The following is a 26,679-nucleotide window of genomic DNA, read 5'->3' on the forward strand; positions in this document are numbered from 1 at the left end:
AATGATTCTGGCAACGTATCGCTTGCTTTAAAACAATTAATAGTTGCTTGATCAAACGTCTGCAAGATGGACAATCACCCTTCCTGCAGGCGCCTTCACAAGATACCTGCGCATACTTTCAAAGATCCGGGGAAGTGGCCTCAGCGCCATTCCCGCATGCTGCGAAGTTTCCTTCGTAGCGAGCCGCCCATTATGCCAGACTTTTTCAGTCCGTCAACACCTTCGTTCGATCATCTCGTTCGGCGGTGGTGGGCGCCCTGTTGTCGCTGAAGCCCCTTGGTGGCGACCCCTGCGACGGGGGAGGAGAAGTATGTCCCCATTCCGGTCATTTGTGAAGGGGGTGTGGCAACTTTTTTTGCTGGATGTTGCGTTCATTCATCCATCGCACGCTGCGGGAGGATTCCGCGAAGAGCAGCCGAGCGCGGCTATGCCGGGCGTCCTTGCCCGCCCCCCTGCGGGCCGTCGCAAGCGACGTTGGCAACGGCTCCTGCCGTTGCCTTCGGCTCTACAAGAGCACAAGGAAGGGCCGGCTGGCGCCGGCCCTTCCTTGTATCAGGCAGCGACCAGGCGTACGCGGGCGAAGGTGCGCTTGCCGACCTGCAGCAGACCCTCGAAGCCCGGCTGCAGCACCTGCTGGCCGTCTTCCACCACTTCACCGTCCACCTTGACCGCACGCTCCTTGAGCTTGCGGTTGGCCTCGGAGTTGCTCGGGGTCAGGCCCGCCGCGGTCAGCAGCGCGGCGATACGCAGGCCTTCGGCCGGGATCGCCACGTCCTGCAGCGGCAGCTGGGTGATGTCGCCCTGCCCGGTCACCGCCGCTTCCCAACCGGCAACCGCCTGTTCGGCCGCTGCGGCGTCATGGAAGCGGGTCGCCAGCTCACGGGCCAGGCGCAGCTTGACCACGCGCGGGTTCAGGCCGCCATTGGCCACCTGCTCGCGCAGCTGCACGGCTTCGGCCTGGCTGATGTCGAAGGACAGCAGCTCGATCCAGCGCCACATCAGGGTGTCGTCCACCTTCATGGTCTTGGTGACGATGTCGATGGCCGGCTCGCTGATACCAATGTAGTTGCCCAGCGACTTGGACATCTTGTTGACGCCGTCCAGGCCTTCCAGCAGCGGCATGGTCAGCACCACCTGCGGCTTCTGGCCGTGGTGCTCCTGCAGGCCGCGGCCCATCAGCAGGTTGAACTTCTGGTCGGTGCCGCCGAGCTCGACGTCGGCTTCCAGGGCCACCGAGTCGTAGCCCTGCACCAGCGGGTACAGGAACTCGTGGATGGCGATGGACTGCTGGGCGGCGTAGCGCTTGGCGAAATCGTCGCGCTCGAGCATGCGCGCCACGGTGTGCTGGCCGGCCAGGCGGATCATGTCGGCCGCGCCCATCTTGCCGAACCACTCCGAGTTGAAGCGGACTTCGGTACGGCTGCGGTCCAGCACCTTGAACACCTGCTCTTCATAGGTACGGGCATTGGCCAGCACGTCGTCCTTGCTGAGCGGCTTGCGGGTCAGGCTCTTGCCGGACGGGTCACCGATCATGCCGGTGAAATCGCCGATCAGGAAAATGACCTGATGGCCGAGGTCCTGGAACTGGCGCATCTTGTTCAGCAGCACCGTATGGCCCAGGTGCAGGTCGGGCGCGGTGGGGTCGAAGCCGGCCTTGATCCGTAGCGGGCGACCTTCCTGCAGGCGCGCACGCAGATCCTCGAGCTTGAGGATCTCGTCGGCACCGCGGCCGATCAGGGCAAGGGCTTCTTCAATCGAGGACACGTGACTACTCCCGGCAACGCCGATTCTTGTGTGGGGTGTTAAAGCAAAGTTAACCCGATTGGCTTCACAAAAGCCAATGGGCACAAGGGTTTGACGCCGTTTTCTCAGGTGTCTATGGTAACCGGCGATCAGGCCCGCGCTCCCGGGCTGCCAGGAAAGAACCGCCGATGCACAATTCCGAACAAGGGCGCGCACGCAAGCAGCGCTTCCAGGAACGCCTCCACGTCCTGCACGACAACGCCCTGCATCGGAAGCTCAGGCAACATCTTCCCGCCGCCTTCAATGAGCGCTGGACCCGCCGCCATTGGATGCATGCCAGCCTGTTCGCGACCATCGGCGCCCTGGTGGCGACGATCGTCCCCGGCTTCTCGCACACCATCGATGCGCCCTTCGCCGACAGCCATACCAGCCTGGCGCTGCCGTTGCCGCCGCTGACCATGGCCCGACAGCAGCAGGTGCCCGGTGACAGCTGGCAGGTGCTGCGCGTGCAGCGCGGCCAGACCCTGAGCGACCTGTTCGACAAGGCCGGCATCCCGGCTACCACCCTGCACCGGGTGCTGGACCATCCGGGTGCGCGCGAGGCGCTGACCAAGCTGCGCCCGGGTGCCGAGATCGCCTTCGACATGCCGCTGTCCGGCGACCTGCGCAGCATCCGCTTCGACCGCGATGCCGACAACCGGGTCGAGCTGAGCCTGTCCGGCGACGACATCAAGGAGAAGGTGACCAAACGCGAGACCTCCACCCGCACCGTGGTCACCAGCGGCGAGATCACCAGCTCGCTGTACGCTGCGGCCCGCCGGGCCGGGCTGTCGCCGTCGGCGATCGCGACGATGACCGACGACATCTTCAAGTACGACATCGACTTCTCGAAGGACCTGCAGCCGGGCGACCGCTTCAGCGTGGTGATGGATGAAACCTGGCGCGAAGGCGAGAAGGTGGACACCAGCAAGATCCTCGCGGCCACCTTCACCACCGGTGGCAAGACCTATTCCGGCTTCCGCTTCGACCGCAACGGCAAGTCCGAGTACTACGACATCAACGGCCGCTCGCTGAAGAAGAGCTTCATCCGCATGCCGATCCCGTTCGCGCGGCTGAGCTCGACCTTCGGTGCGCGCAAGCACCCGGTGCTGGGCAAGATGCGCATGCACAAGGGCGTGGACTACGCCGCGCGCACCGGCACCCCGATCATGGCCGCCGGCGACGCCCGTGTGCAGTTCGCCGGCGTGCAGCGCGGTTACGGCAACGTGGTGATCCTCGACCACGGCCGTGGCCACACCACCCTGTACGGCCACATGTCGCGCTTTGCGAGCATCCGGACCGGCCAGCGCGTGGCGCAGGGCACGGTGATCGGCTATGTCGGCTCGACCGGCCTGGCGACCGGCCCGCACCTGCACTACGAATTCCGCGTGAACGGCGAGCATCGCAATCCGCTGACCGTGACCATGCCGCCGCCGGAGCCGCTGAAGGGTGCCGAGCTGGTCGCCTTCCGTGCGCAGACCGCGCCGGCGATGGCCCGCATCCAGGGCATGGAGAAGCTGATCTACGCCGACGCCAGCCCGACGCCGACCGGCCGCGACGAGGCCGCCCCCGAGGTGGCCAGCGCCAAGGACAAGCAGACGACCGGCCGCAAGCGCGGCTGAGCCCATGCGTTGACGAAGAAGGACGCGGCAGCCCAAGCTTGCCGCGTCCTTTTTTTATGCCTGCCATGAACACGACTGCCGACAGCGACGCCCCCCTGTACCTTGGCCTGATGTCGGGCACCAGCGCCGACGGCATCGATGCCGCACTGGTGCAGTTCCCCGCCAGTGGTGGCTGCCGCTTCGTGCATGGGCTGACCGCCCGCTGGGAGCCGGTGCTGCGCGCGCGGCTGGTGGCGCTGGGCGAAGGCGGACCGCTGGATTCGCTGGAAGAGCTCGGCGAACTGGACGCGCGGATTGCGATCCGTTTTGCCGAGGCGGCCAACCAGCTGCTGGCCGAGGCCGGCGTGGACCACAGCCAGGTGCGCGCGATCGGCTCGCATGGGCAGACCGTGCGCCACCGGCCACTGGCCGACCCGGCGTTCACCGTGCAGCTGGGCGACGGCAACCGCATCGCCGAGCTGACCGGGATCACCACGGTGTGTGATTTCCGTCGCCGCGACGTGGCAGCCGGAGGCCATGGTGCGCCGCTGATGCCGGCATTCCATCTGGGCATGCTGGGCACTGCCGATGAAGACCGCGCAGTGCTGAATCTGGGCGGCATCGCCAACCTGACCCTGATCCCGCGCGAGGGCGCGGTGCGTGGCTACGATACCGGCCCGGCCAACGCGCTGATGGATGCCTGGTGCCAGCGCCACACCGGCCGCACCTTCGATGCCGACGGCGCGTACGCGGCCAGTGGCGCGGTGGACGAGGGCCTGCTGGCGGGTTGGCGCTCGGACCCGTGGTTCGCACTGCCGCCGCCGAAGAGTACCGGCCGCGAGCAGTTCCACCTGGCCTGGGCCGAGGCGCACATGGGCGAAGGCCAGTACACCGCCGCCGACATACAGGCGACGTTGCTGGAGCTGACCGTGGCGACGGTGGTCGATGCACTGCTGGCACAGCAGCCGCAGACACGACGCCTGCTGGTGTGTGGCGGCGGCGTGCGCAATACCCAGCTGATGCGGCGACTGACGGCGCGGCTGCCGGGGGTGCAGGTGGAGTCCAGTGCGGTGCACGGTCTGGACCCGGAGTACGTGGAAGCGATGGGCTTTGCGTGGCTGGCACAGCGGACGATGGACGGGCTGGCCGGCAACCTGCCGAGTGTGACCGGGGCGAAGGGCCCGCGGATCCTGGGCGCGATCCACCTGGCCTGAGCGGGGCTACATCCGCCGGGCATGGCCCGGCGCTACCCCGTCGGCAGCATCCCGGCAGCGCCGGGCCATGCCCGGCCGGCAGGTATCACCGCGACCAGGTGTCAGGTCAGTCGAAGCCCTGCCCTGCGGGCAACGCCTGCAGGGCGGCGATGGCATCGGAAAGGGCGTCCACTTCGGGATCACCGAAGCCGGAGCGGACTTCCAGTTCACTGCTGAACAAGCCCTGCTCCAGCAAGGCCTCGCAGGTCTGTTCATGGGTCCAGCCGCGAGCGACCGCGACCCGTCGGATGCGTTCCAGCAACAGCGGGTCCAGGTCCCGCAGCACAACGTCGGCCATGCTCACTTCCCCGTTCGCAAGGCACCGCCCCCTCGGCGCGTCGGGGGCGATGATCCCGCAGACCGGGCGGGCAGGCAATCAGGCGACCGGTGGCGGCCCGCGGTCGGCGATGCGCGGCCACAGCCAGACCAGCAGCAGCAGGGTCGGTACCACCGTTACCGAGCTGAGGATGAAGAACGTGCTGTAGGACGTGGCCTCGACAATGTAGCCGGACACGCCGCCGACGAACTTGCCCGGCAGGTTAGCCAGCGAGACCAGCAGCGCATACTGGGTGGCGGTGAAATTGCGGTCGGTCAGCGACGACATGAAGGCCACCAGCACGGTGCCGGCAAAGCCCTGGAACAGGTTGTCGGCACTGAGCGCGGCATAGAACGCCCACAGCTTGCCTGGATTGTGCGCCATCAGCAGGAAGGCCAGGTTGGACAAGGCCACCCCCAGCGCCGCCACCAGCAACATGCGCCGGAAGCCGAACGCCGCCACCGCGATGCCACCCAGGAAGGCGCCGGCAATCCCCATCCACACGCCGAACAGCTTGGAGACCGTGGCGATGTCCGCCTTGTCGAATCCGGAGTCGAGGTAGAACGGCCCCGCCATCACACCAATGACCTGGTCGGGGAACTTGAAGAAGCCGACAAAGGCCAGCAACGCAAACGCCAACGCCACGCCGTTGCGGGTGAAGAAGCTGCTGATCGGCTGGACGAAAGCCTCGGCAACATCGATGCGACGCTGCACGGCCGTGGCCGGACGCTCTGGTTCGGTACACAGCAGGGTGGTGATGATCGGCAGCAGCATCAGCGCCGCCATGGCCAGATAGGCGATGATCCAGCCTTCGAACTGGGCCAGGTACAACGCGCCTGCACCTGCCAGGATCAGGCCGATCCGATAGCCCAGCGTGTAGGTGGCCGCAAGCGCCGCCTGGGCCGCCTGTGGCGCGATCTCGATGCGGTAGGCATCAACTGCCGAGTCCTGGGTGGCACCGGCAAATGACGCCACCAGCACCCACATCACCAGCGGCCAGACCCCCTGCTCGGGCCGTACGAAGGCCAGCGCGACCAGACCGACCAGCACCATCACCTGCGATACCAGCAACCATGAGCGGCGGCGGCCAAGCCTGCCCAGCAACGGGAAGGCGTAGCGGTCCAGCAGCGGCGCCCACAGGAACTTGAGCAGGTAGAAGAAACTGGCCAGGCTGATCAGGCCAATGCTGCCCAGATCCAGGCCAACGTCACGCAGGCGCGTGGACAGGGTCTGCGAGGCGATCAGCAGGAACGGCAGGCCACTGCCGAAGCCCAGCATGGCCATGGTCAGCGCCGACGGTGTGCCGAAGGCGCGCTTGATTCCTGCCCAACCCTTGTAGCTGACCGGCTTGGCAGCCTCGGTCACAGGTCGTAGTCCACGATGAACGGAGCGTGGTCGGAGAAGCGCTCATCACGATAGATCGAGCAGCTGCGCAGGCGGTCACGCAGGCCCGGGGTGATGAACTGGTAGTCGATTCGCCAACCGACATTGTTGGCTCGGGCGGCGCCACGGTTGCTCCACCAGGTGTAGTCCTCGCCGGTGGGATTGAGCAGGCGGTAGGCGTCGGCCCAGCCGCGGCCGGTGGCGACATCGGTGGTCTGGCCGTGGTCGGCGCACAGGGCGTTGAGCCAGTCGCGCTCTTCCGGCAGGCAGCCGGAGTTCTTCTGGTTGGACTTCCAGTTCTTGATGTCCAGCGCCGAACGCACGATGTTCCAGTCGCCACACAGCACGTAGTCGCGGCCGCTGCGCGCCCACTCCTCGAGGATCGGCCGCAGCCATTCCATCACTTCGAACTTGAAGCCCTGGCGCAGGTCGCCCGAGCTGCCGGACGGGATATAGAAGGAGACCACGCTGAGGTTGCCGTAGCGCGCTTCGATGTAGCGGCCTTCGTCGTCGAACGGGGCCCAGCCCAGCGAGGTGATGACCTGGTCCGGCTCGCGCTTGCTGTAGATCGCCACGCCGCTGTAGCCCTTCTTGGTGATGGCGTCGCGGTAGAAGCAGTGGTGGCCGTCCGGGCGGAACATCGGGTCGGTCAGCTGGTCTTCCTGGGCCTTGGTCTCCTGGATGCACAGGACGTCGGCGTCCTGGGCACGGAACCAGTCGAGGAAGCCCTTGGTCGCGGCGGAACGGATGCCATTGGCGTTGAAACTGATGATGCGCATGCGGGGGACCTGCGGCGGGAAACCGGGCAAGCATACCGGTTGCCTGCCGGGCTGCGCAGTCCGCCAGGCACCGCCCGGGCACCCTTCACAAAGTGCTGGACGAGCGCGAAACGCCCAGCTGGATTAGGATTTGTGCTCCAAATGAAGATGAATCGAGTTTTGATGAGCGACCACCGTCACCGTTTCCTGCAGCTGGCTTTGACCGCCGATGCCCTGCGCTTCGGCCAGTTCACCCTCAAGTCCGGCCGGCTGAGCCCCTATTTCTTCAACGCCGGTCGCTTCGACTCCGGCTCCCTGCTGTCGCAGCTGGGCGCGTGCTATTCCGACGCCATCGACGCCAGCGGGATCAAGTACGACGTGGTGTTCGGCCCGGCCTACAAGGGCATTCCGCTGGCCACCGCGATGGCCTGCGAGCTGGCCCAGCGTGGCCGCGACCTGCCGCTGTCGTTCAACCGCAAGGAAGCCAAGGCCCATGGCGAAGGCGGCCAGCTGATCGGCGCCGACATGAATGGCAAGCGCGTGCTGATCGTCGATGACGTGATCACCGCCGGCACTGCGATCCGCGAAGCGCTGGGCATCATCCGCGACGCCGGTGGCATCCCGGCCGGCATCGTGGTCGCGCTGGACCGCCAGGAGATCGCCTCGGACACCGACCATCGCTCCGCCGCACAGGCCGTGGCCGAAGAGGCCGGCATTCCGGTGATCGCCGTGGCGACGCTGGCCGACCTGCTTGATTTCGCCTCCGGCAACCCGGAACTTGTCGGTTACCGGCAGCCGCTGGAAGCCTACCGGGCCCAGTACGGCGTCCGTTCGATCCGCTGACCGACCCAGGGGAAAGGTCATGTCCCGAGTTCCTGCTGTTCTCTTCGCCGGCCTGCTGCTGGCCCTGCCGTTCACCGTGCCGGCGCAGTCGCGCGACAGCGGCAAGGCGGAAAAGAAGCTGTACTGCTGGAACGAGGGCAAGGAGCGGATCTGCAGTGATTCGCTGCCGGCCGATGCGGTCAACCATGCCCGCGAGGAGTTCAACGCGAAGAGTGGCCTGCGCAATGCGCAGGTCCAGCGCGCGTTGACCGACGAGGAGCGCGCTGCCGCCAGCACCGTGGCGCAGCAGCAACAGCTGGACTTGATGGCCACGCAGACCCGCCAGCGTACCGAGCAGGCGATGCTGTCCACCTATGGCAGCGAGGACGACCTGCGCCGGGTGTTCACCGAGCGCCAGGAAGTGCTGGACAACAACCTGAAGACTGCCGAGTACAACGTCACCAGCCTGCGCGAATCGCTGGTGGCGCTGCTGTCGGCCGCCGGTGACCGTGAGCTGGCCGGCGGCAAGGTGGCCGACAAGCAGGCCGAGGCGATCCGCCAACGGCATGTGCAGCTGCAGGCGCAGCAGCGCCTGCAGGCCGGATTCCTGCAGCAGCAGCAGGCATTGAAGGCCGAGATCGACAGCAGCCTGCAGCGCTATCGCGAGCTCAAGGGGCTGGTGCCAGCAGATCAGGCCCCCTGATTCCCCTGTAGCGCCCAGCCCATGCCCGGCTCCGCGTGACCTCGGCAAAGAGCAGCCGAGCATGGGCTCGGCTCTGCAGCAGGTGCGGCTGGTTACGGTTTGGCCGGCGGAATTTATGCACTCTTTACGCGTCGGCCCGGTCCGGCGCGTAGTGCGTTTATGGGGGGCAGGACGACGATGACGGCCTGAGGTGGAGGGGTTCCACCAGGACGCTAATGCAATGTCCCCCTGGCTGTCGTTGTTGTGTGGCGTCGTGGTGCTGGTCGCCGCCGCCTATCTTCTTTATGTCGTGCTGCGGCCCGAGTCGTTCTGAGCGGAGACTGCCATGACTGAGATTATTGTCATTCTTGCCGCCAGCCTGCTGCTGGCCTGGCCGTTGGGCCTGTATCTGGCGCGCGTGATGCGTGGCGCGCCGATGAAGGTCGACGTGTTGTTCCACTGGATCGAGAAACCGCTGTACAGGGTGTTCGGCGTCGACCCGTCGCGCTCGATGTCCTGGCGCGGCTACGTGCTGGCCTTCGTGCTGAGCAACGTGGTGGTGGCGGTGCTGACCCAGGCGGTGTTCATGACCCAGGCCTGGCTGCCGCTGAATCCGGACCAGATCCCGAACATGCGCTGGGACACCGCGCTGCACACGATGATCTCGTTCCTGACCAACACCAACCAGCAGCACTATTCGGGCCAGGCGCAGCTGTCCTACCTCTCGCAGATGACCGGCATCACCGGCCTGCAGGTGGTGACGCCGATGATGGGCCTGGCGCTGGCGGTGGCCACGCTGCGCGCGTTGTTCTCGCGTTCGCCGCAGGCCGCAGCGGCCAGTGGTACCGGTGATGACCGCCAGGTGGCGGTGGGCAACTACTACGTGGACGTGGTGCGCCTGTGCGTGCGCTTCCTGCTGCCGCTGTGCCTGGTGTGGACGCTGGTGCTGACCAGCCAGGGCGTGCCGTCGACGATGGCCGGTGGGCCACAGGCGACGCCTATCGATGCCAGCGCTGGCATGGCCGAACAGAAACTGCCGCTGGGCCCGGTGGCGGCGATGGTCGCGGCCAAGCAGCTCGGTGCCAACGGCGGCGGCTGGTACGGCCCGAACAGCAGCTTCCCGCTGGAGAACCCGACGCCGGTTTCGAATGCGCTGGAAATCGTTGGCATCCTGCTGGTGCCGATGGCAGTGATCTTCATGATCGGCGCGTTCACCGGCCGACGCCGCTTCGGCGTCCTGGTGTTCAGCTGCATGCTCGGCATGTCGCTGCTGTCCACCGGCGCCATGGTGTGGAGCGAGGGGCATAGTGCCAGCGCCGCCACGCCGCTGCTGATGGAAGGCAAGGAGGTACGCTTTGGCGCCGATGGCACCGCGCTGTGGGCGGCGGTGACCACCCAGGTCTCCAACGGTTCGGTGAACGGCATGCACGATTCGCTGGCACCACTGAGTGGCGGCATCGCGATGGTCAACATGCTGGTCAGCGCGATCTGGGGCGGTATCGGCTGCGGCCTGCAGCAGTTCATCGTGTACCTGCTGCTGGGCGTGTTCCTGGCCGGGTTGATGACCGGGCGTACGCCGGAACTGTTCGGCCGCAAGCTGGAGACGCCACAGGTACGCCTGCTGGCCCTGCTGGTGCTGCTGCAGCCGATCACCCTGCTGGTGTTCACCGCGATAACCCTGGCCGTGCCCGGCCTGGCCGGCACCTCCAACCCCGGTTTCCATGGCATCAGCCAGGTCTTCTACGAGTACGTATCGGCCTATGCCAACAACGGTTCGGGCTTCGAAGGACTGGGTGACGCCACGCTCTGGTGGAACCTCAGTTGCTCGCTGGTGCTGCTGCTGGGCCGCTTCCCGCTGCTGATCATCCCGCTGGTGGTGGCCGCACAGCTGGCCGCCAAGCGCCAGGCACCGGAATCGGCCGGCAGCCTGCAGATCGAAACCCCGACCTTCGCCCTGACCCTGGTCTCGGTGATCGTCATCCTGACCGTGCTGCAGTTCATGCCGGCGCTGGTACTCGGCCCGATCGCCGACCACCTGAGCCTGGGACTGCACTAAGGACACCCTGATGAGTACCCAAGCAAGTTCAACCCGTAGTACCCATGCACCGCGCCCTGCCCTGCTTGATGGCGCCGGCCTGCGCCGTGCGCTGATCGAAGCGGTTCTCAAGCTGTCGCCGATGCATCTGGTGCGCAGCCCGGTGATGGCGGTGGTGATGGCCGGCACGATCGTCGCCGCAATCGTCACCCTGACCGGCAACGCGCCGCTCGGCTTTGGCCTGGCAGTGACCGCGATCCTGCTGGTGACCGTGCTGTTCGGCAACTTCGCCGAAGCCGTGGCCGAAGCACGTGGCCGTGGCCAGGCCGCGTCGCTGCGGCGTGCCCGCCAGGACCTGGTGGCACGCCGGCTGGCCGCGCCGCAACCGGGTGCCGCCGAAACCCAGGTGCCGGCCGCCGAACTGCGCCCGGGCGACCACGTGATCGTCAGCGCCGGTGAGCTGGTGCCGGCCGATGGCGAGATCGTGCAGGGCCTGGCCACCATCAACGAAGCCGCGGTGACCGGCGAATCGGCGCCGGTGCTGCGCGAGGCCGGTACCGATCGCTCCGGCGTGATCGGCGGCACCAAGGTGCTGTCCGACCAGATCATCGTGCGGGTGACCGCCGAACCGGGCCACAGCTTCCTGGACCGGATGATCGCGCTGGTGGAAGGCGCCAACCGCCAGAAGACCCCGAACGAGATCGCGCTGACCCTGTTGCTGGCGGCGATGACGCTGACCTTCCTGGTGGTGGTGGCAACGCTGCCGGCCATTGGTGCCTCGGTCGGCGTCAAGGTCGACCCGCTGCTGCTGATCGCGCTGCTGGTGTGCCTGATCCCGACCACCATCGGCGGCCTGCTGCCGGCCATCGGCATCGCCGGCATGAACCGTGCGCTGGCCGCCAATGTGCTGGCCAAGTCGGGCAAGGCGGTGGAAGTGGCCGGCGACGTCGACGTGCTGCTGCTGGACAAGACCGGCACCATCACCTACGGCGACCGCCAGGCCAGCCATTTCCATCCGCTGGCCGGCATCGACGCCAGCCAGCTGCGCGAAGCAGCACTGCTCTCTTCGCTGGCCGACCCGACCCCGGAAGGCAAGTCGATCGTGCGCCTGGCGCGCGAACAGGGCTGCGCCACCGCCGAACCGGAGCAGGCCGAGTACCTGGCGTTCAGTGCGCAGACCCGCATGTCCGGCGTGGATCTGGAACATGGGCGGCAGATCCGCAAGGGCGCCGCCGATGCGATCCGTGCCCACGTACAGGCGCTGGGCGGCAACGTGCCGGCTGAACTGGCCGGTCGCGTCGAGCAGGTCGCACGCAATGGTGCCACCCCGCTGGTGGTGGCCGAAGGTCGCCACGTGCTGGGCGTGATCGAGCTGTCGGACGTGGTCAAGCACGGCATGCGCGAGAAGTTCGCGCAGCTGCGGGCGATGGGCATCCGCACGGTGATGATCACCGGCGACAATCCGCTGACCGCCGCCGCCATCGCCGCCGAAGCCGGCGTCGACGACTACATCGCCGAAGCGCGCCCGGAAGACAAGCTGGCACGCATCCGCCAGGAACAGGCCGGTGGCCGCCTGGTAGCGATGGTCGGCGACGGCACCAACGACGCACCGGCGCTCGCCCAGGCCGACATCGGCCTGGCAATGAACTCCGGCACGCAGGCGGCAAAGGAGGCCGGCAACATGGTCGACCTCGATTCGGATCCGGCCAAGCTGCTGGCAGTGGTGGAAGTGGGCAAGCAACAGCTGATCACCCGCGGTGCGCTGACCACCTTCTCGCTGGCCAACGACGTCTCCAAGTACTTCGCGATCCTGCCGGCGCTGTTCGCCGCCGCCGTGCCGACCATGGCCGCATTGAACGTGATGCAGCTGTCGAGCCCGCGCAATGCGGTGCTGGCGGCGCTGATCTTCAACGCCCTGGTGATTCCCGCCCTGATCCCGCTCGCCCTGCGTGGCGTGCGCTTCCGCCCGGCCACTGCAACCGCGCTGCTGCGCCGGAACATGCTGGTGTACGGCCTCGGCGGCGTGCTGCTGCCGTTCGCGGCGATCAAGGCGATCGACCTCCTTCTTGTCCTGGTATTCGGCGCATGAACCGTACTGCTTCCACTTCATCTTCCCTTCCGCGCGAACAGAAGGCCGAGGCCCGCGTGGCCAGCCTGCAGGATGGCGCCAGCTGGCGCCCGGCGATCGGCCTGGGCCTGGCCACACTGCTGCTGGCGGGTGCGGTCTACGCCGGCATCGCCACTGGTTTTGCCGGCCTGGCGTACCCGACCCAGGCCGAGGGCAGCCTGCTGCGCGATGGCAACGGCCAGGTTCGCGGCTCGGCGTGGCTGTCGCAGCCGTTCACGGGTGACGGCTATTTCCAGGCGCGTCCGTCGGCGGCCAACTATGACCCGATGGCCGCTGCCGGTTCCAACATGGCCCGCAGCAACCCGGCCTTGGCCGAACGTGTTGCCGCCAGCACTGCTGCGGTCGCCGCGCGCGAAGGCGTCACCCCGGCGCAGGTACCGGCGGACCTGGTCACACAGTCCGCGGGTGGCCTGGATCCGCAGCTGTCGCCGGCCGCGGCGCAGCTGCAGGTGGCACGCGTGGCGCGCGCCCGTGGCCTGCCGGTGGAGCGCGTGCAGGCCCTGGTGCAGGCGCATACCGAGGGACGCCAGTGGGGCCTGTTCGGGCAGCCACGGGTGAACGTGGTGACGCTGAACTTCGCACTGGACCACGCGGCCAAGGCACCGTGATGCCGGCCTGCACCGGCTGCGCGCACAATGGCGGCCATGACAGCGGCACCCATGACTGATGCGCGTACCCGCCAGGCCGATGCCCTGGTCGAAGGCCTGCAACGCGAAGCCGGCGGCAAGCTGACCGTGTTCCTCGGTGCGGCGCCGGGCGTGGGCAAGACCTACACGATGCTGACCCGCGCGCAGGAACAGCTGCGCCGCGGTGTCGACCTGGTGGTGGGCCTGGTGGAAACCCATGGCCGTGCCGATACCCAGGCATTGCTGGAAGGCCTGCCGCAGCTGCCGCTGAAGGACGTGGATTACCACGGCCACACCCTGCAGGAGATGGATCTGGATGCCGTGCTCGCACGGCATCCGGCGCTGGTGCTGGTGGACGAACTGGCCCACCGCAATGCGCCGGGCAGCCGCCACGAGCGGCGCTGGCAGGATGTGATGGAGCTGCTGGACGCCGGCATCGACGTTTGGACCACGGTCAACATCCAGCATCTGGAAAGCCTCAACGATGTGGTGATGCGCATCACCGGCGTCCGGGTCAGCGAGACTGTGCCGGACGGTGTGCTCGACCGCCTGCACGACATCGTGCTGGTCGACCTGCCGCCACGCGAACTGATCGCACGCCTGCAGCAGGGCAAGGTCTATGTGCCCGAACAGGCCGCGCAGGCCCTGCAGGCATTCTTCTCGCCAGCCAACCTGACCGCGTTGCGCGAACTTGCGATGCAGGAGGCCGCCGACCGCGTCGACAGCAGCCTGCGCGAAGCACGGGCGGCACGCGGCGAGAGCAACCTGCCGCTGCGGCGTGGCGTGTTGGTGGCCATTGATGGCGGCGGCCAGAGCGAATACCTGGTGCGGGTGGCGCGGCGCATCGCCGAACGCCGCGACGCGCCGTGGACGGTGGTGACCGTGCAGGGCCGGCGCCAGGACGAGGCGACCCGGCGCGAAATCGATGCGGCCTTTGCACTGGCACGTCGGCTGGGCGGCGACGCCGAACTGCTGCATGGTTCGAGCATCGCCGATGCCCTGCTCGACCATGCCGCGCACAACGGCGTGTCGACCCTGGTGCTGGGCCGGACCCGCGAACGTCCGCTGGCGCGGATGTTCAACCGCACCCTGACCCAGCAGCTGATCCAGCGCGGCGCGCACTACGAGATCACCATCATCAGCACCCCGCAGGCGCGGGCGCGCTCGCGCCGCGAGGGCCTGCTGCCGCCGGTGCGCGGCATCAGCTACGAGCCAGCGCAGGCGCTGATCGCTACCGCACTGGCCTGCGCAGTGGCGTGGCTGGCCGAGCGCTGGGTCGGCATGGCCGACCTGTCGATGGTGTTCATCGTGGCGGTGGTAGTGGTGGCCGCGCGCACGCGCGCCAGCGTGGCGGTGATGGCGGCGATCCTGTGTTTCCTCGCCTACAACTTCCTGTTCATCGCGCCGCGCTTCACCTTCGCCATCGGTGCACGCCAGGGCGTGATCACCGTGTTCCTGTTCCTGGCCGCCGCCTTGGTGGCCGGACGGCTGGCCTCGCGCTTGCGCATGCAGGTGATCGCGCTGCGTGCAGCCAACCGCCATGCGCGTGCGCGCCAGCAGCTGGGCCGGCAGCTGGCCAGTGCGGCCGGCAATGGCGAGGTCGCACAGGCCGGCAGGCTGGCGCTGGAACAGGCGATGGACGTTCCGGCGTGGCTGCGCATTGGAACAGACACCGCGGCCGGTGGTCGCAGCCAGCCGGGGGACACCGATCTGGCCGCCGCCGACTGGGCGCTGCGCCATGGCCAGCCCAGCGGCCGCTTCACCGATACCCTGGCCGGTGCGCAGTGGTGGTTCCTGCCACTGCTGGATGGCGAGGACCGCGCCATTGGCGTGGCCGGCCTGTACCTGCCCGGCGCGCAGGCGCGCCTGCTGCCCGAGCAACGGCAGCTGGCCGAGGCAATGGTCGATGACATCGCCCAGGCCGCGCTTCGCACACGGCTGGTGGCCGAACTGGAACAGGCGCACGTCAGCAACGAGACCGAGCGGTTGCGCTCGGCCCTGCTCTCTTCGGTGTCGCACGACCTACGCTCGCCACTGGCGGCGATGATCGGTTCGGCAGACAGCCTGGCCAGCTACGGTGCGGCGATGGATACGGCTGATCGCCGCGCCCTGCTGGACACCATCCTGGTCGAGGGCGAACGGCTGGACCGCTACATCCAGAACCTGCTGGACATGACCCGCCTCGGCCATGAAGGGCTGAAGATCAACCGCGACTGGATCGGCGTGGACGAACTGATCGGCTCGGCAGCGCGACGCCTGCAGCGCTATCAGCCGAAGGTGCGGCTGGAGCTCGACATTCCTTCCACGCTGGCGCCGATCTGGGTGCATCCGGCGCTGGTCGAACAAGCCGTGTTCAACGTGATGGAGAACGCGGCCAAGTTCTCGCCGCCCGACGCCGCCGTACAGGTACAAGCGCGCGAGCTGGACGGCCAGCTGCGCATCGACGTGATCGATGCCGGCCCCGGCATTCCCGACGACGAGCGTGCGCGCATCTTCGACATGTTCTACAGCGTCGAACGCGGTGACCGCGGCCGCCACGGCACCGGTCTTGGCCTGACCATCTGCCAGGGCATGATCGGTGCGCATGGTGGCAGCGTGCAGGCGCTGCCCGGGCGCGACGGTCGCGGTACCCTGATCCGCATCACCCTGCCCCTGCTCAAGCCAGTCTCCCACGATGAGTCCGACCCCGATTGATGCCAGCGTCCCGGCCCCGCGCGTGCTGGTGATCGATGATGAAACCCAGATCCGCCGGTTCCTGGACATCAGCCTGCGTGCGCAGGGTTACCAGGTGCGGCAGGCCGCCACCGGCCAGGAAGGCCTGCAGCTGGCCGCCAGCGAGGACATGGATCTGGTGATCCTGGATATCGGCCTGCCGGACATGGAAGGCCACGAGGTACTGGAACAGCTGCGGCAGTGGAGCCAGGTGCCGGTGATCATGTTGACCGTGCGTGCCGGCGAAACCGAGAAGGTGCGCGCGCTGGATACAGGCGCGAACGACTACGTGACCAAGCCATTCGGCACGCAGGAACTGATGGCGCGGGTGCGGGCATTGCTGCGCACGCGCAGCGTACCCAGCGACGGCACGCCGCCGGTGTTCGACGACGGCCACCTGCACGTGGACCTGGTGCGCCGCGAAGTGGCACTCGATGGCGAGCCGGTGGCATTGACCCGCAAGGAATACGCGTTGCTGTCACTACTGCTGCGCAACGCCGGGCGGGTGGTGACCCAGCCGCAGATCCTGCAGGAGATCTGGGGACCGACCCACCAGCACGACACTCATTACCTGCGCATCCTGGTCGGCAAGCTGCGGCACAAGCTGGGCGATTCAGCGCTGGATTCGCGCTACCTGTTCACCGAACCCGGCGTGGGTTTGCGGTTCAAGGGTTGAGGCGTGTCGACCAAGGTCGACACCTACCAGAGCCAACCCTGGTCGGCACCTGGGGGCAGAGCCCGTGCCGTTCCGACAGCTCGCGGGAAACTGTCGAAGGCGGGGTGGGTCGGGTTGCGGGGGTGTCCGCGGCATGGATGCCGCGGCCAAGCCCCCAGGGACGGGTTCACGGCGTCCCCCGCAACCGGACCCACCCCGCCATCCCACGGATAGCCCGCTTTTGACGTTGACGTTGATGTTGCTGTTGCTTCGGCGGGTGCCGGGCGCGGCCCGGCTCCTCCTCAGAACCCCAGCGGGGTGTCGCCCAGCACCGGCTGCAGCTGGCTGCGGAACAGCGCCTGGATGCGTTCCAGTGCCGCCTCGTCGTTGCCTTCGAAACGCAGCACCAGCACCGGCGTGGTGTTGGAGGCGCGCACCAGGCCCCAGCCATCGGGGAAGTCCACGCGCAGGCCATCGATAGTCGACAGCCGACCGCCCACATACGGGTTGTCCGGCGACTGCGCCGCCGCCACCAGCATCGCCACCAGCGCATGCGGCGTGCCTTCGGCCACCGGCACCTTCAGTTCCGGCGTGGCCACCATCTCCGGCAGCTCGGCCAACACCTCATCCGGCGTTTCCTCGCGCTGGGCCAGGATCTCCAGCAGGCGCGCGGCCGCATACAGGCCGTCATCGAAACCGAACCAGCGCTCCTTGAAGAAGAAGTGGCCGCTCATCTCGCCGGCCAGTTCGGCATCGGTCTCGCGCATCTTCGCCTTCATCAGCGAATGCCCGGTCTTCCACATCAGCGGGCTGCCACCATTGCGCAGCACGTGGTCGGACAGCTTGCCGGTGCACTTCACGTCGTAGATCACCATCGCGCCCGGGTTGCGCATCAGCACATCGGCCGCGAACAACATCAGCAGGCGGTCGGCATAGATGATCTTGCCTTCGCCGGTGACCACGCCCAACCGGTCTCCGTCGCCATCGAAGGCGACGCCGAGGTCGGCGCCGAAACGCTTGACCGTCTGCACCAGGTCTTCCAGGTTGGCCGGTTCGCTCGGGTCCGGATGATGGTTGGGGAAGCTGCCGTCGACATCGCAGTACAGCGGAATGACCTCAGCGCCGATCGCTTCCAGCAGCTGGGGTGCGAGCGCGCCGGCGACACCGTTGCCGGCATCGGCCACGACCTTCAACGGGCGGTCCAGCTGCACGTCGTCGGCGATGCGCTGGATGTAGTCGGCCGCAACGTCGCGCTGCTGGTAGTCACCCGGTTCGGCGGCCTGCACCAGCCGGCCCTCGACGATGCGCTGGTAGAGATCGGTGATCGCATCGCCGGACAGCGTTTCACCTCCGATGACCACCTTGAAGCCGTTGTACTCCGGCGGATTGTGGCTGCCGGTCACGGCCACGCAGGTCCCCGTGCGCAGATGGAAGGCGGCGTAGTACACCAGCGGGGTCGGCGCCAGGCCGATGTCGATCACCGCGCAACCGGCGCGCCTCAGGCCTTCGGCCAGGCCGGCGGCCAGTTCCGGGCCGGACAGGCGGCCATCGCGGCCAATCACCACCTCGCGCAGGCCCTGCTCCAGTGCCACGGTGCCGATGGCCTGGCCTATCAATGCCGCGGTCTTCGGCGTCAGTTCGCTGCCGACCACGCCACGGATGTCGTAGGCACGGAAGATGCCGGCGGCCAGCGCCTCGGCCGGCACCGGTGGTGGCGGCGGTGGCGTGGCATCGCCACTGCTGGTCACGGCGGCCGCCGCTGGCGGAGCCTGCTGCAGGCTTTCACTCAGGGTAGGGCCATGGTCGGCAACCGCCGCAGCGGCGCGACGCGGCAGTGGCAGCGTCTTCGGCAGGCGGCCACGGCCGACCACCAGCAGCACGGCAATGAACGCCAGCAGCAGTGCGACGATGGCGCTGGCCAGCGCGCCCAGGCCCAGCGGCCCGGCTTCGACATTGGGGACCGCGGCCACCAGGCGCAGCGGAGTGCCGTTGACAGGCCGTGCCAGTGCCTCGGCGCTCTCGGCGAGGCTGGCATCGCCCTGGGTGACCAGATCATGCATACCCTGGCGCAGACCCAGGAAACCCGTAGTCGGTGCACTGACCTGATCCAGCGGCGCGGTCAGCCGCAGCAACGGCTGGCGCACGTAGAGCACCGCCGGTCCCAGGCTGCCCAGCTGCACCGGCGCGGCCAGGCCCAGGCGGTTGCCACCGCCATCGCGGACCACGCGCAGGCTGGGCTTGCCTTCGGCCAATGCCGCTTCCAGCAGCGCCAATCGGGCATAGCCAAAGGCGGCCGGGGCAGCGTAGGCGTTGGCCAGATCGGCGGTCAGCACTTCCGCCTGTTCCACGCCGGTCCAGCTCTCGCGCACGGCCAGTGCCGCTGCCGCGGCATCACCGGCCTGCAGCGCCTGCTGCACGCGTTCGTTCTTCAGCTGCTGCTGCAGCTGCTTCAGCTGGCCGGCTGCAGCGTCCTGCAGGCCCTGCACGGCCTGGTCACGCGCTTCTTCCAGCGCCTGCCCATTGGCTTCCTGCCGCCATTGCTGCACCGCGCTCCATCCGAACCAACCGGCCAGCAGGACCAGCAGCACCCCCAGTAGTGGCGCGCTGCGTCCCAACGACCGTCCCCGCTGTCCTTCCCCGATGCCGCTCATCGATGTCCCCCGTCAACGCACCCCGGTATGGCCGAATCCACCCGTTCCCCGCACGCTGTCGGTGAAAGTATCCACCACCTGCAGGCTGACGCGGGCAATCGGCACCACCACCAGCTGCGCGATGCGATCGCCCGGCTCGATGGTGAAGGCCTCACGGCCACGGTTCCAGACGCTGATCAACAGCGGACCCTGGTAGTCGGCGTCGATCAGGCCGGTACCGTTGCCGAGCACAATGCCGTGGCGATGGCCCAGCCCCGAACGCGGCAGGATCACCGCGCACAGGTGCGGATCGGCGATATGGATGGCCAGGCCGCTGGGCACCAGCGCGGTATCGCCCGGCTGCAGGGTCAGCGCGGTATCCAGCGCCGCGCGCAGGTCCATGCCGGCGCTGGCTTCGGTGGCATAGGCCGGCAGCGGCCAGCTGTCGCCGAAGCGCGGATCGAGCAGCTTGACCTGCAGCGGTTGGGAAGTGGATGCCTGGGTCATGCCTGGAGTCTCCGCGCGATCAGCGCCAGCAGTTGTTCGGCCAGCTCGCGCTTGGAGGTGGCCGGGAATACCTGTTCACCATCCTGCCAGAAGGCAGTGGCGGCATTGTTGTCGCTCTCGAAACCGCCGCCGCTGATGCCGACCTGATTGGCGATCACCAGGTCCAGGCGCTTGTCGACCAGCTTGCCCCGCGCATATTTCTCCACGTCGTGGGTCTCGGCGGCAAAGCCGACCACCAGCTTCAGCGACTGCGTCTGCGCGGCCACCTCGGCCAGGATGTCCGGCGTGCGCACCAGCTCGATCACCAGCGACTGACTGTCCGCGGTCTTCTTCAGCTTCTGCGGCGCGACCTGGCGCGGCGTGTAGTCGGAAACGGCCGCCGCACCGATGTAGATGTCGGCCGGCAGCGACTTCAGCACGGCATCGCGCATCTGCGCGGCAGAGCGCACATCGATACGCTGCACCCCCGGCGGCGTCGGCAGCTGCACCGGGCCACTGACCAGCACCACCTGGGCGCCAAGCGCAGTGGCTGCGGCGGCCAGGGCAAAGCCCATCTTGCCGCTGCTGCGGTTGCCGACGTAGCGCACCGGGTCAATGTCCTCATAGGTGGGGCCGGCGCTGATCAGCAGGCGCAGGCCCTGCAGCGCGCGGGTTTCCGGCGCGGCAGCCGGTGCCTCGGCACTGCCGTTGGCGGCCAGCGCGGCGACGATGTCACCCGGTTCGGCCAGACGGCCAGGACCGGATTCGCCTTCGGCCAGCGGACCGTCAACCGGGCCGATCACCTGCGCGCCACGCTGGCGCAGCAGGGCGATATTGGCCTGGGTGGCCGGGTGCAGCCACATGCGATGGTTCATCGCCGGGCAGATCGTCAGCGGCGCGGTGCTGGCCAAGCACAGGGTGCTGACCAGGTCATCGGCATGGCCCTGGGCCAGCCGCGCCAGCAGATCGGCGGTGCCGGGGGCGACCACGATGCGGTCGGCCCAGCGGGCCAGCTCGATGTGTCCCATGGCCTGTTCGGCGGCACTGTCCCACAGCGTGGTGCGGGTAGGCTGCCCGGACAGGGCCTGGAAACTGAGCGGAGTGACGAACTGCTGGGCACCGGCGGTCATCGCCACCTGCACCTGGGCACCGGCGTCGCGCAGGCGCCGCACCAGCTCCAAAGCCTTGTAGGCCGCGATCCCGCCTCCGACGCACAACAGCAGTTTCTGACCTTCCAGCGCGCGGGCCGGCGCGGGAGAAGCATTGGGGGAGTCAGCCACCTGGAATTCCTGTGCAAACGAGGGCGGTAGCTTACCCGATGGTCGGTAATGTCCCGGTACACGGCATACATAGCGGGCGGCTATCAGCAGATGGAGTCCGCCCGTATTGACCTGGCAGACGCCGGGCATCGGTTTCGGACCTTTCCTATACCGTTACGACCCCGCCCTTTTGCAGAATCAGACGTTGGCCGCTGTATGCAGCGGTCCGTTCGATCTCCGAGGAAGCGCGTGCACCCACGCATCATCATCGCCGACGACCATCCTGTGGTCCTGCACGGCATCCGCGTCGTGCTGCAGACCCACCTGATGGACGTGGTCGGCAGTGCGTGCGATGGCGCCGAGCTGCTTCAGCTGGTGGACAACAACGACTGCGATGCAGTGCTGACCGATCTGTCGATGCCCGGCGCCGGGCCGGATGGTCCGGAACTGATCGATGCCCTGCGCGCGTACCATCCCCACCTGCCGGTGGTGGTGCTGACCGGCGCGCGGCATCCGGGCCTGCTTGATGGCCTCCTGCGCGAGGGCATCAATGGGCTGGTCGACAAATGCGCCGATTTCGCCGAGGTGCCACAGGCATTGAATGCAGCACTGGCGGGGCAGGTGTTCGTCTCCCGACAGCTTCGCCACCACCTGCAGGCCCGCGACCTTATGTTCCCGCGCGAACCGGCACCGCTGTCGGCACGCGAGCAGGAGGTGCTGGATCTGCTGGCGGCCGGGCTCAGCGTGAACGCCGTCGCCGAGCACTGCGGGCGCAGTCCGAAGACGATCAGCCGGCAGAAGGCTGAAGCCAAGCGCAAGCTGGGCCTGCAGAACAACCAGGAACTGTTCGACTACCTGCAGACCCGGCGCGACTGAGGTATCGCCCGACCCGGAGCCGCGGTGTGCGCTGATGGGCTGCGCCGACCGGGCTGGCGATGATGCAGGCATGCCCATCCACGACTGGCCCGAACAGGAACGTCCCCGCGAAAAGCTGATGGCACGCGGACCCACGGCACTTTCCGATGCCGAACTGCTGGCGCTGTTCCTGGGCTCGGGCTTCGGCGGCCGCGATGCCGTGCAGACCGCGCGCGACCTGCTGCAGGCCCATGGTCCGCTACGGGTGCTTCTGGACCGCCCCGCACGTGAACTTGCGCGGCTGCCCGGGCTGGGCCCGGCACGCAGCTGTACCCTGGCCGCCGGGCTGGAACTGGCCCATCGCTACCTGGCCGCCGAGCTGGAACATGGCGAGGCGGTCGGCAACAATCCGGCCGCGGTTGGCCGCTATCTGCAGCACCGGCTGCGCGGGCAGGCCCGGGAGATCTTCATGGCCCTGTTCCTGGACAACCGCCACCGGCTGATCGCCTGCGAGGAGTTGTTCCACGGCACCATCAACGCCGCCCCGGTCTACCCTCGCGAGGTGGTGCGGCGAGCCCTGCTGCACAATGCGGCGGCGGTGATCCTCGGCCATTACGTCGAGCGCATCATGTTCCACGCCCTCTAGATAATTGATTTTAATGGAATTTACGCCTGATCGACCACCGCACTGTAACGCTCGCGACTGTAACACTGGTAGAGGGAATCGCCTCTGCACAGATAACCCGCGCACGGCTTGTCAATCTGAATGGTGATCGCGTTGGATGCGCCCTTCGCTACTGGCCAAAAAAGAACGCTCCCAAACGTGGCTTCCGTCACATGTATTCACTGACAGTAAAAATTTATTGACATCGTGCGTCACGTCCTCTAGCCTGCTTCCAGGCCGAGTGATACCGCTCGGTTGAGTTCGAGTCAGTGTGATCGTCTTCGATCTCCAGTACAGAGAAGCTAGCTAATCGACTCAATTCATTTTGGGTCGCCTCGCTCCATGGCGAGGCTATATCCGCCGCACGCAGGTCCGGGCTCATCCTTGATCGACGTACGAGGAACGTTCTCGTTTAGGGGCGCGTTCTTAGAGCGGAAGAATGGTGATTGGCTTGTTGCATCGGGTTGGCTCCTTCCGGCTTCTTTGCTAATGGGCGCGGGCAATTTCGCCCGGATTGAAGGAGAAGTCCCCCGTGGACACTCACACTTGCGAGAACAGCGCCGCGCAGCTGAAGCAGTTGCGTGACGCTTATCAAAGCCAACTCGATGCAAGCGTCATCGAAGAACTCAACGCAGTTATCGCGGCGCTTGAAGCGGGCTGCGACCGTCAGAACAAGAAGTCGGCAGAAAATCTGACATATCGAGTTCTGTCCATCATCGGTGATGTGCTTCGAATTATTTCGAACATCACAGATTTGATGAGCTGATTTGGATGGACGACACGACGCAACAAGCCTTTCATGTTTTTTCGGAGTTTGTATGAACATTGGAAACGCGATACAAATGTGTCGCATTCGGCGCCAGCTCAGCCAGGCAGAACTCGCCAAGCTAGCTGGCTGTTCGGTTTCGTACCTCTCCATGCTAGAGAATTCCAAGCGCGACCCAACGCTTTCGACGATTGAAAATATCGCCTCCGGCCTTGGAGTGCCAGTCGAGATTCTTTTCTTCCTGGGTGCGGATAAGGGAGAGCTGACCGGCATCGACAAGGGCTTAGCGGGCCAACTAGCAATGACTGCTTTGGACCTCTTGAATGAGCCAGCTTCAGCCCCCTCCTCGGTACCGCCACAACCCAATTCATAGCGTCGCTGCACTGTCTCGTGTACTGGGCTACTCGGTAGAAACACTAAAGCATGTGGCCGGAACCAGTAGCTCTCGCTATCGGCTTGCCAAGCCTATTTTGAAGGAAGATGGGAGCTTTCGCCGTCCATTTGACGCACTCTACCCACTAAAAGATATTCAGATCCGAATCAAGCAACGAATACTGACGGCGGTGATTTTTCCCGCATACCTCACCGGGAGCCTTAAGGGCCAAGATCAGGTTCGCAATGCGAAGCTCCATCAGGGTGCGTCCATCACCGTCTGTGAAGACATTAAATCGTTCTTCCCAAGTACAACTTCCGAAGTCATCTTTGACATCTGGCGAGGGTTCTTTGGCTTCTCTGAAGATGTGTCGAACCTACTTACGCTGCTAACGACCAAAGACGACTTGTTGCCTCAGGGGGCTGTAACCAGCTCTCACTTAGCAAATCTGGTTTTCTGGCGCCGAGAACACGCTCTCTACTTGGGGCTCGCGTCTCAGGGGGTCCGCTATTCCCGCTACGTTGACGACATCACGCTCTCTTCGCGACTTCCGGTGACTCACGATGACTTGGCACGCCATATATCACTTGTCTATGGAATGATCAGGAGCACCGGCCATCGTGCTCACCGTGGCAAGCAGGAGATACAGAGGGCTCATAGAGGCATGCGAGCCACCAAGTTGCTCGTAAATCGTCGCGCGGCGCTCGGCACTGCCGAGCGCCAAGCCACCCGCGCAGCTGTATTCGCACTGGAGAGGAGTTTTGCTGTGACGGGAGGGGTTCTCTGCCCTGCTTTGATTAAAGAGCTCAACTCAGTGTCTGGTCGGGTCAGTCGACTTGCTCGACTCCACGCCAATGAAGGGCAAGCGCTACGAGCGCGGCTCACGAAGCTTCGTAATGAGGTTGGGAAATCTCATCGAGTGCGGAACGATTTCAGCCAAGTCGAAGTCATTGGGGTTGAACCAGCCCCCCCCTGAGACCGGGGAAGGGATGCAATGATCCACCGCCTCTAATGTAGCGGCGTAGGCCGCATCCAGGGCCATCTTCTTCAGCACCTGATGAGAGTGCTGTTAGTTGAAGAAGGTGATCAGCGATCACTCGCAGTGGGCGCGTTTGGCTCCCAAAGCAATGTCGGTGCATGCACTATTCCTTCAACGTCCGGATCACACGTTGCACCATCCCGTTCTACTGCGGCCAGCGCGGGGTGACGAACGCCTGCTTCAGGTCGTCGCTGCGCACCAGCCGTGTAGAACGCCGAACAGTTGGCCACTAATCGCCGAGCAACTGGACACCGCCACCAAGCATTCTGGGCCGTAAAACAAGCGGATTGGACAGCAGCATCTCATGTGCCCATAGGACGACATGTCTCCCAAAGCGCTCGCCCGCCAAGTAGCTGAATCGCTCGACATCGCGCCTCGTTGAAGAGTGCCTAGGTACAATTGTTTTCCCGGGACAGCAGCGGACACTTTCAGCCTACCGCGTCGTCGTTCATCGGTACCACGATGCTCGTCATTGACCCGAGTGGATGGAATCCCTCGACTAATTTACGAGAAAGGACCTGACCATCGGCCTGGAGATGGTGGTGCATCGCCGTCGGGAAGTGGCGCGGGTCAAGGGGGTGCAAGGCACGAGGGTTATGGAATATATCCAGCCCTTCGGACCAGCTCTCTTGGTAATCCTCGTCCACGGCTGTTGTGAAGCGAAGCGGTTCGGCCGCGTTCGGATCTAAATTTAGGGCCGTTCCCGTACGTACCATTCGGACGCGGCGCGACCCGAAGCCGGCGACGAAGCCCATTCTGTTGAACTTAGTTAGGGTAGCGCTGTTATTGAACAGTACCGCGCTGACGTGCTCGGCGCCTTCTTGGTCGAAGAAGCCGGAAGGGATGACCTTGTTGCTCCAGCGATGCTCGGTGACCCGCCGCGGCTCAATAACCAACCGGCCTTCCACGTCGTGGCTCCATTCATAGTCGTAGGCGTACAGATAGATCCCCAAGCCCGTTCGTGCACGTATCATCGATTGCGGCGCATGGAAGTCCTGGATCGCGAACAGCAGCGGCTTGCCGGCGACGTGTGGCAGCTCCCAGTACCTGCGGCGCAACTTAGAGAACAAAGCGCTTCCAAACTTGATCGGGATGTACTGCTTGAGGTACGCCGTCTTCTCTTCGAACGTCACGGGGTCCGGGTAAGGCACGACTTGGCCGCGTTCGACCGTGGGATTCACAGTCGTGACCTCGATTGCGAGCTCGCCATGTCCATCATTGGCGAGAAAGTCGGGAGCGGCGCCTTGACGTCTCACGATGAAGCCGTTCTCAACTAGCATCGCGAACACGTACAGCTCCAGCAAGCGGGCATCGAATGCGGTGGACTGAAACTGCTCAACGTAATTTCCGTCGCTGTCATCGTGCCAGCGCATCATGGCCATGATGAGCTCTCGCGCTGGGCTGTAGCCTTCGCCACTGCGAAGGATGGCGAAGTGTGGATGCAGGCGATTCGGTGGTACCTGTAGGGTAAAGAAGTCCACGGCCAGAGCGGGCTCATCACCTTGGCAGCGCTCGCCCTCCAGCCGGACCAGCAACTCTGGAGCCTGCTCATACAGTGCAGTGATCGCGCCCTCCGGCGTGTCGAAGAACTCCGTTCCGTGGATCCAGCGGAAACGCTCGACATGGTCGCGGGCTAGGAAAACAGCCTGGTAGTCGCCATCGGTGAGGTCGCGAAGCACCAGACCTAGCAGTCGGCCATCCTCAGATTCGTACCATGAATGTTCCTCAATCGACCCCATGGCCGGCCCCAGACGGCAGTACGCGGCCAATGCGTCGAAGCGCGCCAGAATGATCGGATGCACCGAGAACTCTCCATAGTCACATTGAACATAGAACTGCGTGTCGGACTACTTT

The 26,679-nt window shown here is 66.0% G+C and carries 22 protein-coding genes and 1 pseudogene; 15 read left to right on the forward strand and 8 right to left on the reverse strand.

Translation table 11 applies throughout. The features are described 5' to 3' along the window. Positions 1-552: 552 nt before the first annotated feature. Positions 553-1,764, reverse strand: coding sequence for a tyrosine--tRNA ligase (gene tyrS / locus V9K93_RS19720; RefSeq protein WP_006388280.1), 1,212 nt, complete (start codon positions 1,762-1,764; stop codon positions 553-555). 167 nt (positions 1,765-1,931) lie between these two features. On the opposite strand from tyrS, the gene V9K93_RS19725 reads away from it, so the two are divergent. Together V9K93_RS19725 and V9K93_RS19730 are read left to right on the forward strand one after the other, a co-directional pair. Continuing rightward, positions 1,932-3,404, forward strand: coding sequence for a M23 family metallopeptidase (locus V9K93_RS19725; protein ID WP_136639888.1), 1,473 nt, complete (start codon positions 1,932-1,934; stop codon positions 3,402-3,404). Between the two features lie 65 nt (positions 3,405-3,469). Beyond that, entirely contained in the window at positions 3,470-4,597 is a 1,128-nt protein-coding gene (locus V9K93_RS19730; protein WP_136639889.1) for an anhydro-N-acetylmuramic acid kinase, read from the forward strand. Between the two features lie 106 nt (positions 4,598-4,703). On the opposite strand, the gene V9K93_RS19735 is transcribed toward V9K93_RS19730, so the two are convergent. The 3 genes from V9K93_RS19735 to V9K93_RS19745 form a co-directional block, all read right to left on the reverse strand. Continuing rightward, positions 4,704-4,934 carry a hypothetical protein gene (locus tag V9K93_RS19735; RefSeq protein ID WP_032972567.1) on the reverse strand — a complete coding sequence of 77 codons (231 nt, stop codon included), beginning with the start codon at positions 4,932-4,934 and terminating at the stop codon, positions 4,704-4,706. A gap of 78 nt (positions 4,935-5,012) precedes the next feature. After that, entirely contained in the window at positions 5,013-6,317 is a 1,305-nt protein-coding gene (locus V9K93_RS19740; protein WP_136639890.1) for an AmpG family muropeptide MFS transporter, read from the reverse strand. Next, positions 6,314-7,114 carry an exodeoxyribonuclease III gene (locus tag V9K93_RS19745; protein WP_099589074.1) on the reverse strand — a complete coding sequence of 267 codons (801 nt, stop codon included), beginning with the start codon at positions 7,112-7,114 and terminating at the stop codon, positions 6,314-6,316. The genes V9K93_RS19740 and V9K93_RS19745 overlap by 4 nt, the downstream gene beginning before the upstream one ends. Positions 7,115-7,276: 162 nt before the next feature. Here V9K93_RS19745 and pyrE point away from each other — a divergent pair, with 162 nt between their 5' ends. The 8 genes from pyrE (at position 7,277) to V9K93_RS19785 (ending at position 16,774) form a co-directional block, all read left to right on the forward strand. Then, complete coding sequence (gene pyrE, locus V9K93_RS19750) at positions 7,277-7,936, forward strand: orotate phosphoribosyltransferase (RefSeq protein WP_253079054.1); 660 nt, start codon at positions 7,277-7,279, stop codon at positions 7,934-7,936. Positions 7,937-7,955: 19 nt separating this feature from the next. Further along, positions 7,956-8,618 carry a hypothetical protein gene (locus tag V9K93_RS19755; protein ID WP_136639891.1) on the forward strand — a complete coding sequence of 221 codons (663 nt, stop codon included), beginning with the start codon at positions 7,956-7,958 and terminating at the stop codon, positions 8,616-8,618. 220 nt (positions 8,619-8,838) lie between these two features. After that, positions 8,839-8,931: a potassium-transporting ATPase subunit F gene (locus V9K93_RS19760; protein ID WP_012509821.1), complete on the forward strand. Its 93-nt coding sequence runs from the start codon at positions 8,839-8,841 to the stop codon at positions 8,929-8,931. Between the two features lie 12 nt (positions 8,932-8,943). Further along, entirely contained in the window at positions 8,944-10,653 is a 1,710-nt protein-coding gene (gene kdpA, locus V9K93_RS19765; RefSeq protein WP_136639892.1) for a potassium-transporting ATPase subunit KdpA, read from the forward strand. A 10-nt stretch (positions 10,654-10,663) separates the two neighbouring features. Next, the gene (gene kdpB / locus V9K93_RS19770; RefSeq protein WP_100435505.1) at positions 10,664-12,721 is read left to right on the forward strand and encodes a potassium-transporting ATPase subunit KdpB; all 2,058 of its coding nucleotides are present in this window, start codon (positions 10,664-10,666) and stop codon (positions 12,719-12,721) included. Then, positions 12,718-13,368, forward strand: coding sequence for a potassium-transporting ATPase subunit KdpC (kdpC, locus tag V9K93_RS19775; protein ID WP_049421487.1), 651 nt, complete (start codon positions 12,718-12,720; stop codon positions 13,366-13,368). The genes kdpB and kdpC overlap by 4 nt, the downstream gene beginning before the upstream one ends. A gap of 51 nt (positions 13,369-13,419) precedes the next feature. After that, positions 13,420-16,080, forward strand: coding sequence for an ATP-binding protein (locus tag V9K93_RS19780; protein ID WP_295376194.1), 2,661 nt, complete (start codon positions 13,420-13,422; stop codon positions 16,078-16,080). Then, entirely contained in the window at positions 16,061-16,774 is a 714-nt protein-coding gene (locus V9K93_RS19785) for a response regulator transcription factor (protein ID WP_136639896.1), read from the forward strand. Before V9K93_RS19780 ends, V9K93_RS19785 begins: the two co-directional genes overlap by 20 nt. Positions 16,775-17,055: 281 nt before the next feature. Here V9K93_RS19785 and V9K93_RS19790 read toward each other — a convergent pair whose 3' ends face one another. Genes V9K93_RS19790 through coaBC form a run of 3 tightly spaced genes read right to left on the reverse strand, consistent with a single transcriptional unit; the run spans position 17,056 to position 21,149 of the window. Then, positions 17,056-19,404, reverse strand: a complete 2,349-nt coding sequence (locus tag V9K93_RS19790; protein WP_295379265.1) for a phosphomannomutase/phosphoglucomutase — start codon at positions 19,402-19,404, stop codon at positions 17,056-17,058. A gap of 12 nt (positions 19,405-19,416) precedes the next feature. Continuing rightward, on the reverse strand, positions 19,417-19,890 hold the full coding sequence (gene dut / locus V9K93_RS19795) for a dUTP diphosphatase (RefSeq protein ID WP_005407763.1): 474 nt from the start codon (positions 19,888-19,890) through the stop codon (positions 19,417-19,419). Next, a complete protein-coding gene (coaBC, locus tag V9K93_RS19800; RefSeq protein ID WP_136639898.1) occupies positions 19,887-21,149 on the reverse strand; it encodes a bifunctional phosphopantothenoylcysteine decarboxylase/phosphopantothenate--cysteine ligase CoaBC in 1,263 nt (420 codons plus the stop codon). Before coaBC ends, dut begins: the two co-directional genes overlap by 4 nt. A gap of 228 nt (positions 21,150-21,377) precedes the next feature. Here coaBC and V9K93_RS19805 point away from each other — a divergent pair, with 228 nt between their 5' ends. The 5 genes and pseudogenes from V9K93_RS19805 to V9K93_RS19825 all read left to right on the forward strand — a co-directional run bounded on the left by V9K93_RS19805 (position 21,378) and on the right by V9K93_RS19825 (position 24,762). Further along, positions 21,378-22,004: a response regulator gene (locus V9K93_RS19805; protein ID WP_046984104.1), complete on the forward strand. Its 627-nt coding sequence runs from the start codon at positions 21,378-21,380 to the stop codon at positions 22,002-22,004. A gap of 70 nt (positions 22,005-22,074) precedes the next feature. Next, positions 22,075-22,596 (forward strand): annotated as a pseudogene (locus V9K93_RS19810) (JAB domain-containing protein); the annotation flags it as partial. A 583-nt stretch (positions 22,597-23,179) separates the two neighbouring features. Beyond that, the gene (locus V9K93_RS19815; RefSeq protein ID WP_130768705.1) at positions 23,180-23,413 is read left to right on the forward strand and encodes a hypothetical protein; all 234 of its coding nucleotides are present in this window, start codon (positions 23,180-23,182) and stop codon (positions 23,411-23,413) included. A gap of 52 nt (positions 23,414-23,465) precedes the next feature. Next, entirely contained in the window at positions 23,466-23,786 is a 321-nt protein-coding gene (locus tag V9K93_RS19820) for a helix-turn-helix transcriptional regulator (RefSeq protein WP_130768704.1), read from the forward strand. Continuing rightward, positions 23,737-24,762: a reverse transcriptase family protein gene (locus V9K93_RS19825; protein ID WP_337303088.1), complete on the forward strand. Its 1,026-nt coding sequence runs from the start codon at positions 23,737-23,739 to the stop codon at positions 24,760-24,762. The genes V9K93_RS19820 and V9K93_RS19825 overlap by 50 nt, the downstream gene beginning before the upstream one ends. A gap of 491 nt (positions 24,763-25,253) precedes the next feature. On the opposite strand, the gene V9K93_RS19830 is transcribed toward V9K93_RS19825, so the two are convergent. Then, entirely contained in the window at positions 25,254-26,627 is a 1,374-nt protein-coding gene (locus V9K93_RS19830) for a hypothetical protein (RefSeq protein WP_337303089.1), read from the reverse strand. Between the last annotated feature and the right edge of the window lie 52 nt (positions 26,628-26,679).

It is taken from the genome of Stenotrophomonas sp. CCNWLW162, from assembly GCF_037203745.1.
Lineage (GTDB): Bacteria > Pseudomonadota > Gammaproteobacteria > Xanthomonadales > Xanthomonadaceae > Stenotrophomonas > Stenotrophomonas maltophilia_AQ.

What these genes read in the sequence shown, in the direction of transcription:
- V9K93_RS19725 (WP_136639888.1), top strand. Translation starts at nt 1,932, where the DNA reads ATGCACAATTCCGAACAAGGGCGCGCACGCAAGCAGCGCTTCCAGGAA.
- V9K93_RS19730 (WP_136639889.1), top strand. Translation starts at nt 3,470, where the DNA reads ATGAACACGACTGCCGACAGCGACGCCCCCCTGTACCTTGGCCTGATG.
- V9K93_RS19735 (WP_032972567.1), bottom strand. Translation starts at nt 4,934, where the DNA reads ATGGCCGACGTTGTGCTGCGGGACCTGGACCCGCTGTTGCTGGAACGC.
- V9K93_RS19745 (WP_099589074.1), bottom strand. Translation starts at nt 7,114, where the DNA reads ATGCGCATCATCAGTTTCAACGCCAATGGCATCCGTTCCGCCGCGACC.
- pyrE (WP_253079054.1), top strand. Translation starts at nt 7,277, where the DNA reads ATGAGCGACCACCGTCACCGTTTCCTGCAGCTGGCTTTGACCGCCGAT.
- V9K93_RS19755 (WP_136639891.1), top strand. Translation starts at nt 7,956, where the DNA reads ATGTCCCGAGTTCCTGCTGTTCTCTTCGCCGGCCTGCTGCTGGCCCTG.
- V9K93_RS19760 (WP_012509821.1), top strand. Translation starts at nt 8,839, where the DNA reads ATGTCCCCCTGGCTGTCGTTGTTGTGTGGCGTCGTGGTGCTGGTCGCC.
- kdpA (WP_136639892.1), top strand. Translation starts at nt 8,944, where the DNA reads ATGACTGAGATTATTGTCATTCTTGCCGCCAGCCTGCTGCTGGCCTGG.
- kdpB (WP_100435505.1), top strand. Translation starts at nt 10,664, where the DNA reads ATGAGTACCCAAGCAAGTTCAACCCGTAGTACCCATGCACCGCGCCCT.
- kdpC (WP_049421487.1), top strand. Translation starts at nt 12,718, where the DNA reads ATGAACCGTACTGCTTCCACTTCATCTTCCCTTCCGCGCGAACAGAAG.
- V9K93_RS19780 (WP_295376194.1), top strand. Translation starts at nt 13,420, where the DNA reads ATGACTGATGCGCGTACCCGCCAGGCCGATGCCCTGGTCGAAGGCCTG.
- V9K93_RS19785 (WP_136639896.1), top strand. Translation starts at nt 16,061, where the DNA reads ATGAGTCCGACCCCGATTGATGCCAGCGTCCCGGCCCCGCGCGTGCTG.
- V9K93_RS19790 (WP_295379265.1), bottom strand. Translation starts at nt 19,404, where the DNA reads ATGAGCGGCATCGGGGAAGGACAGCGGGGACGGTCGTTGGGACGCAGC.
- dut (WP_005407763.1), bottom strand. Translation starts at nt 19,890, where the DNA reads ATGACCCAGGCATCCACTTCCCAACCGCTGCAGGTCAAGCTGCTCGAT.
- V9K93_RS19820 (WP_130768704.1), top strand. Translation starts at nt 23,466, where the DNA reads ATGAACATTGGAAACGCGATACAAATGTGTCGCATTCGGCGCCAGCTC.
- V9K93_RS19825 (WP_337303088.1), top strand. Translation starts at nt 23,737, where the DNA reads ATGAGCCAGCTTCAGCCCCCTCCTCGGTACCGCCACAACCCAATTCAT.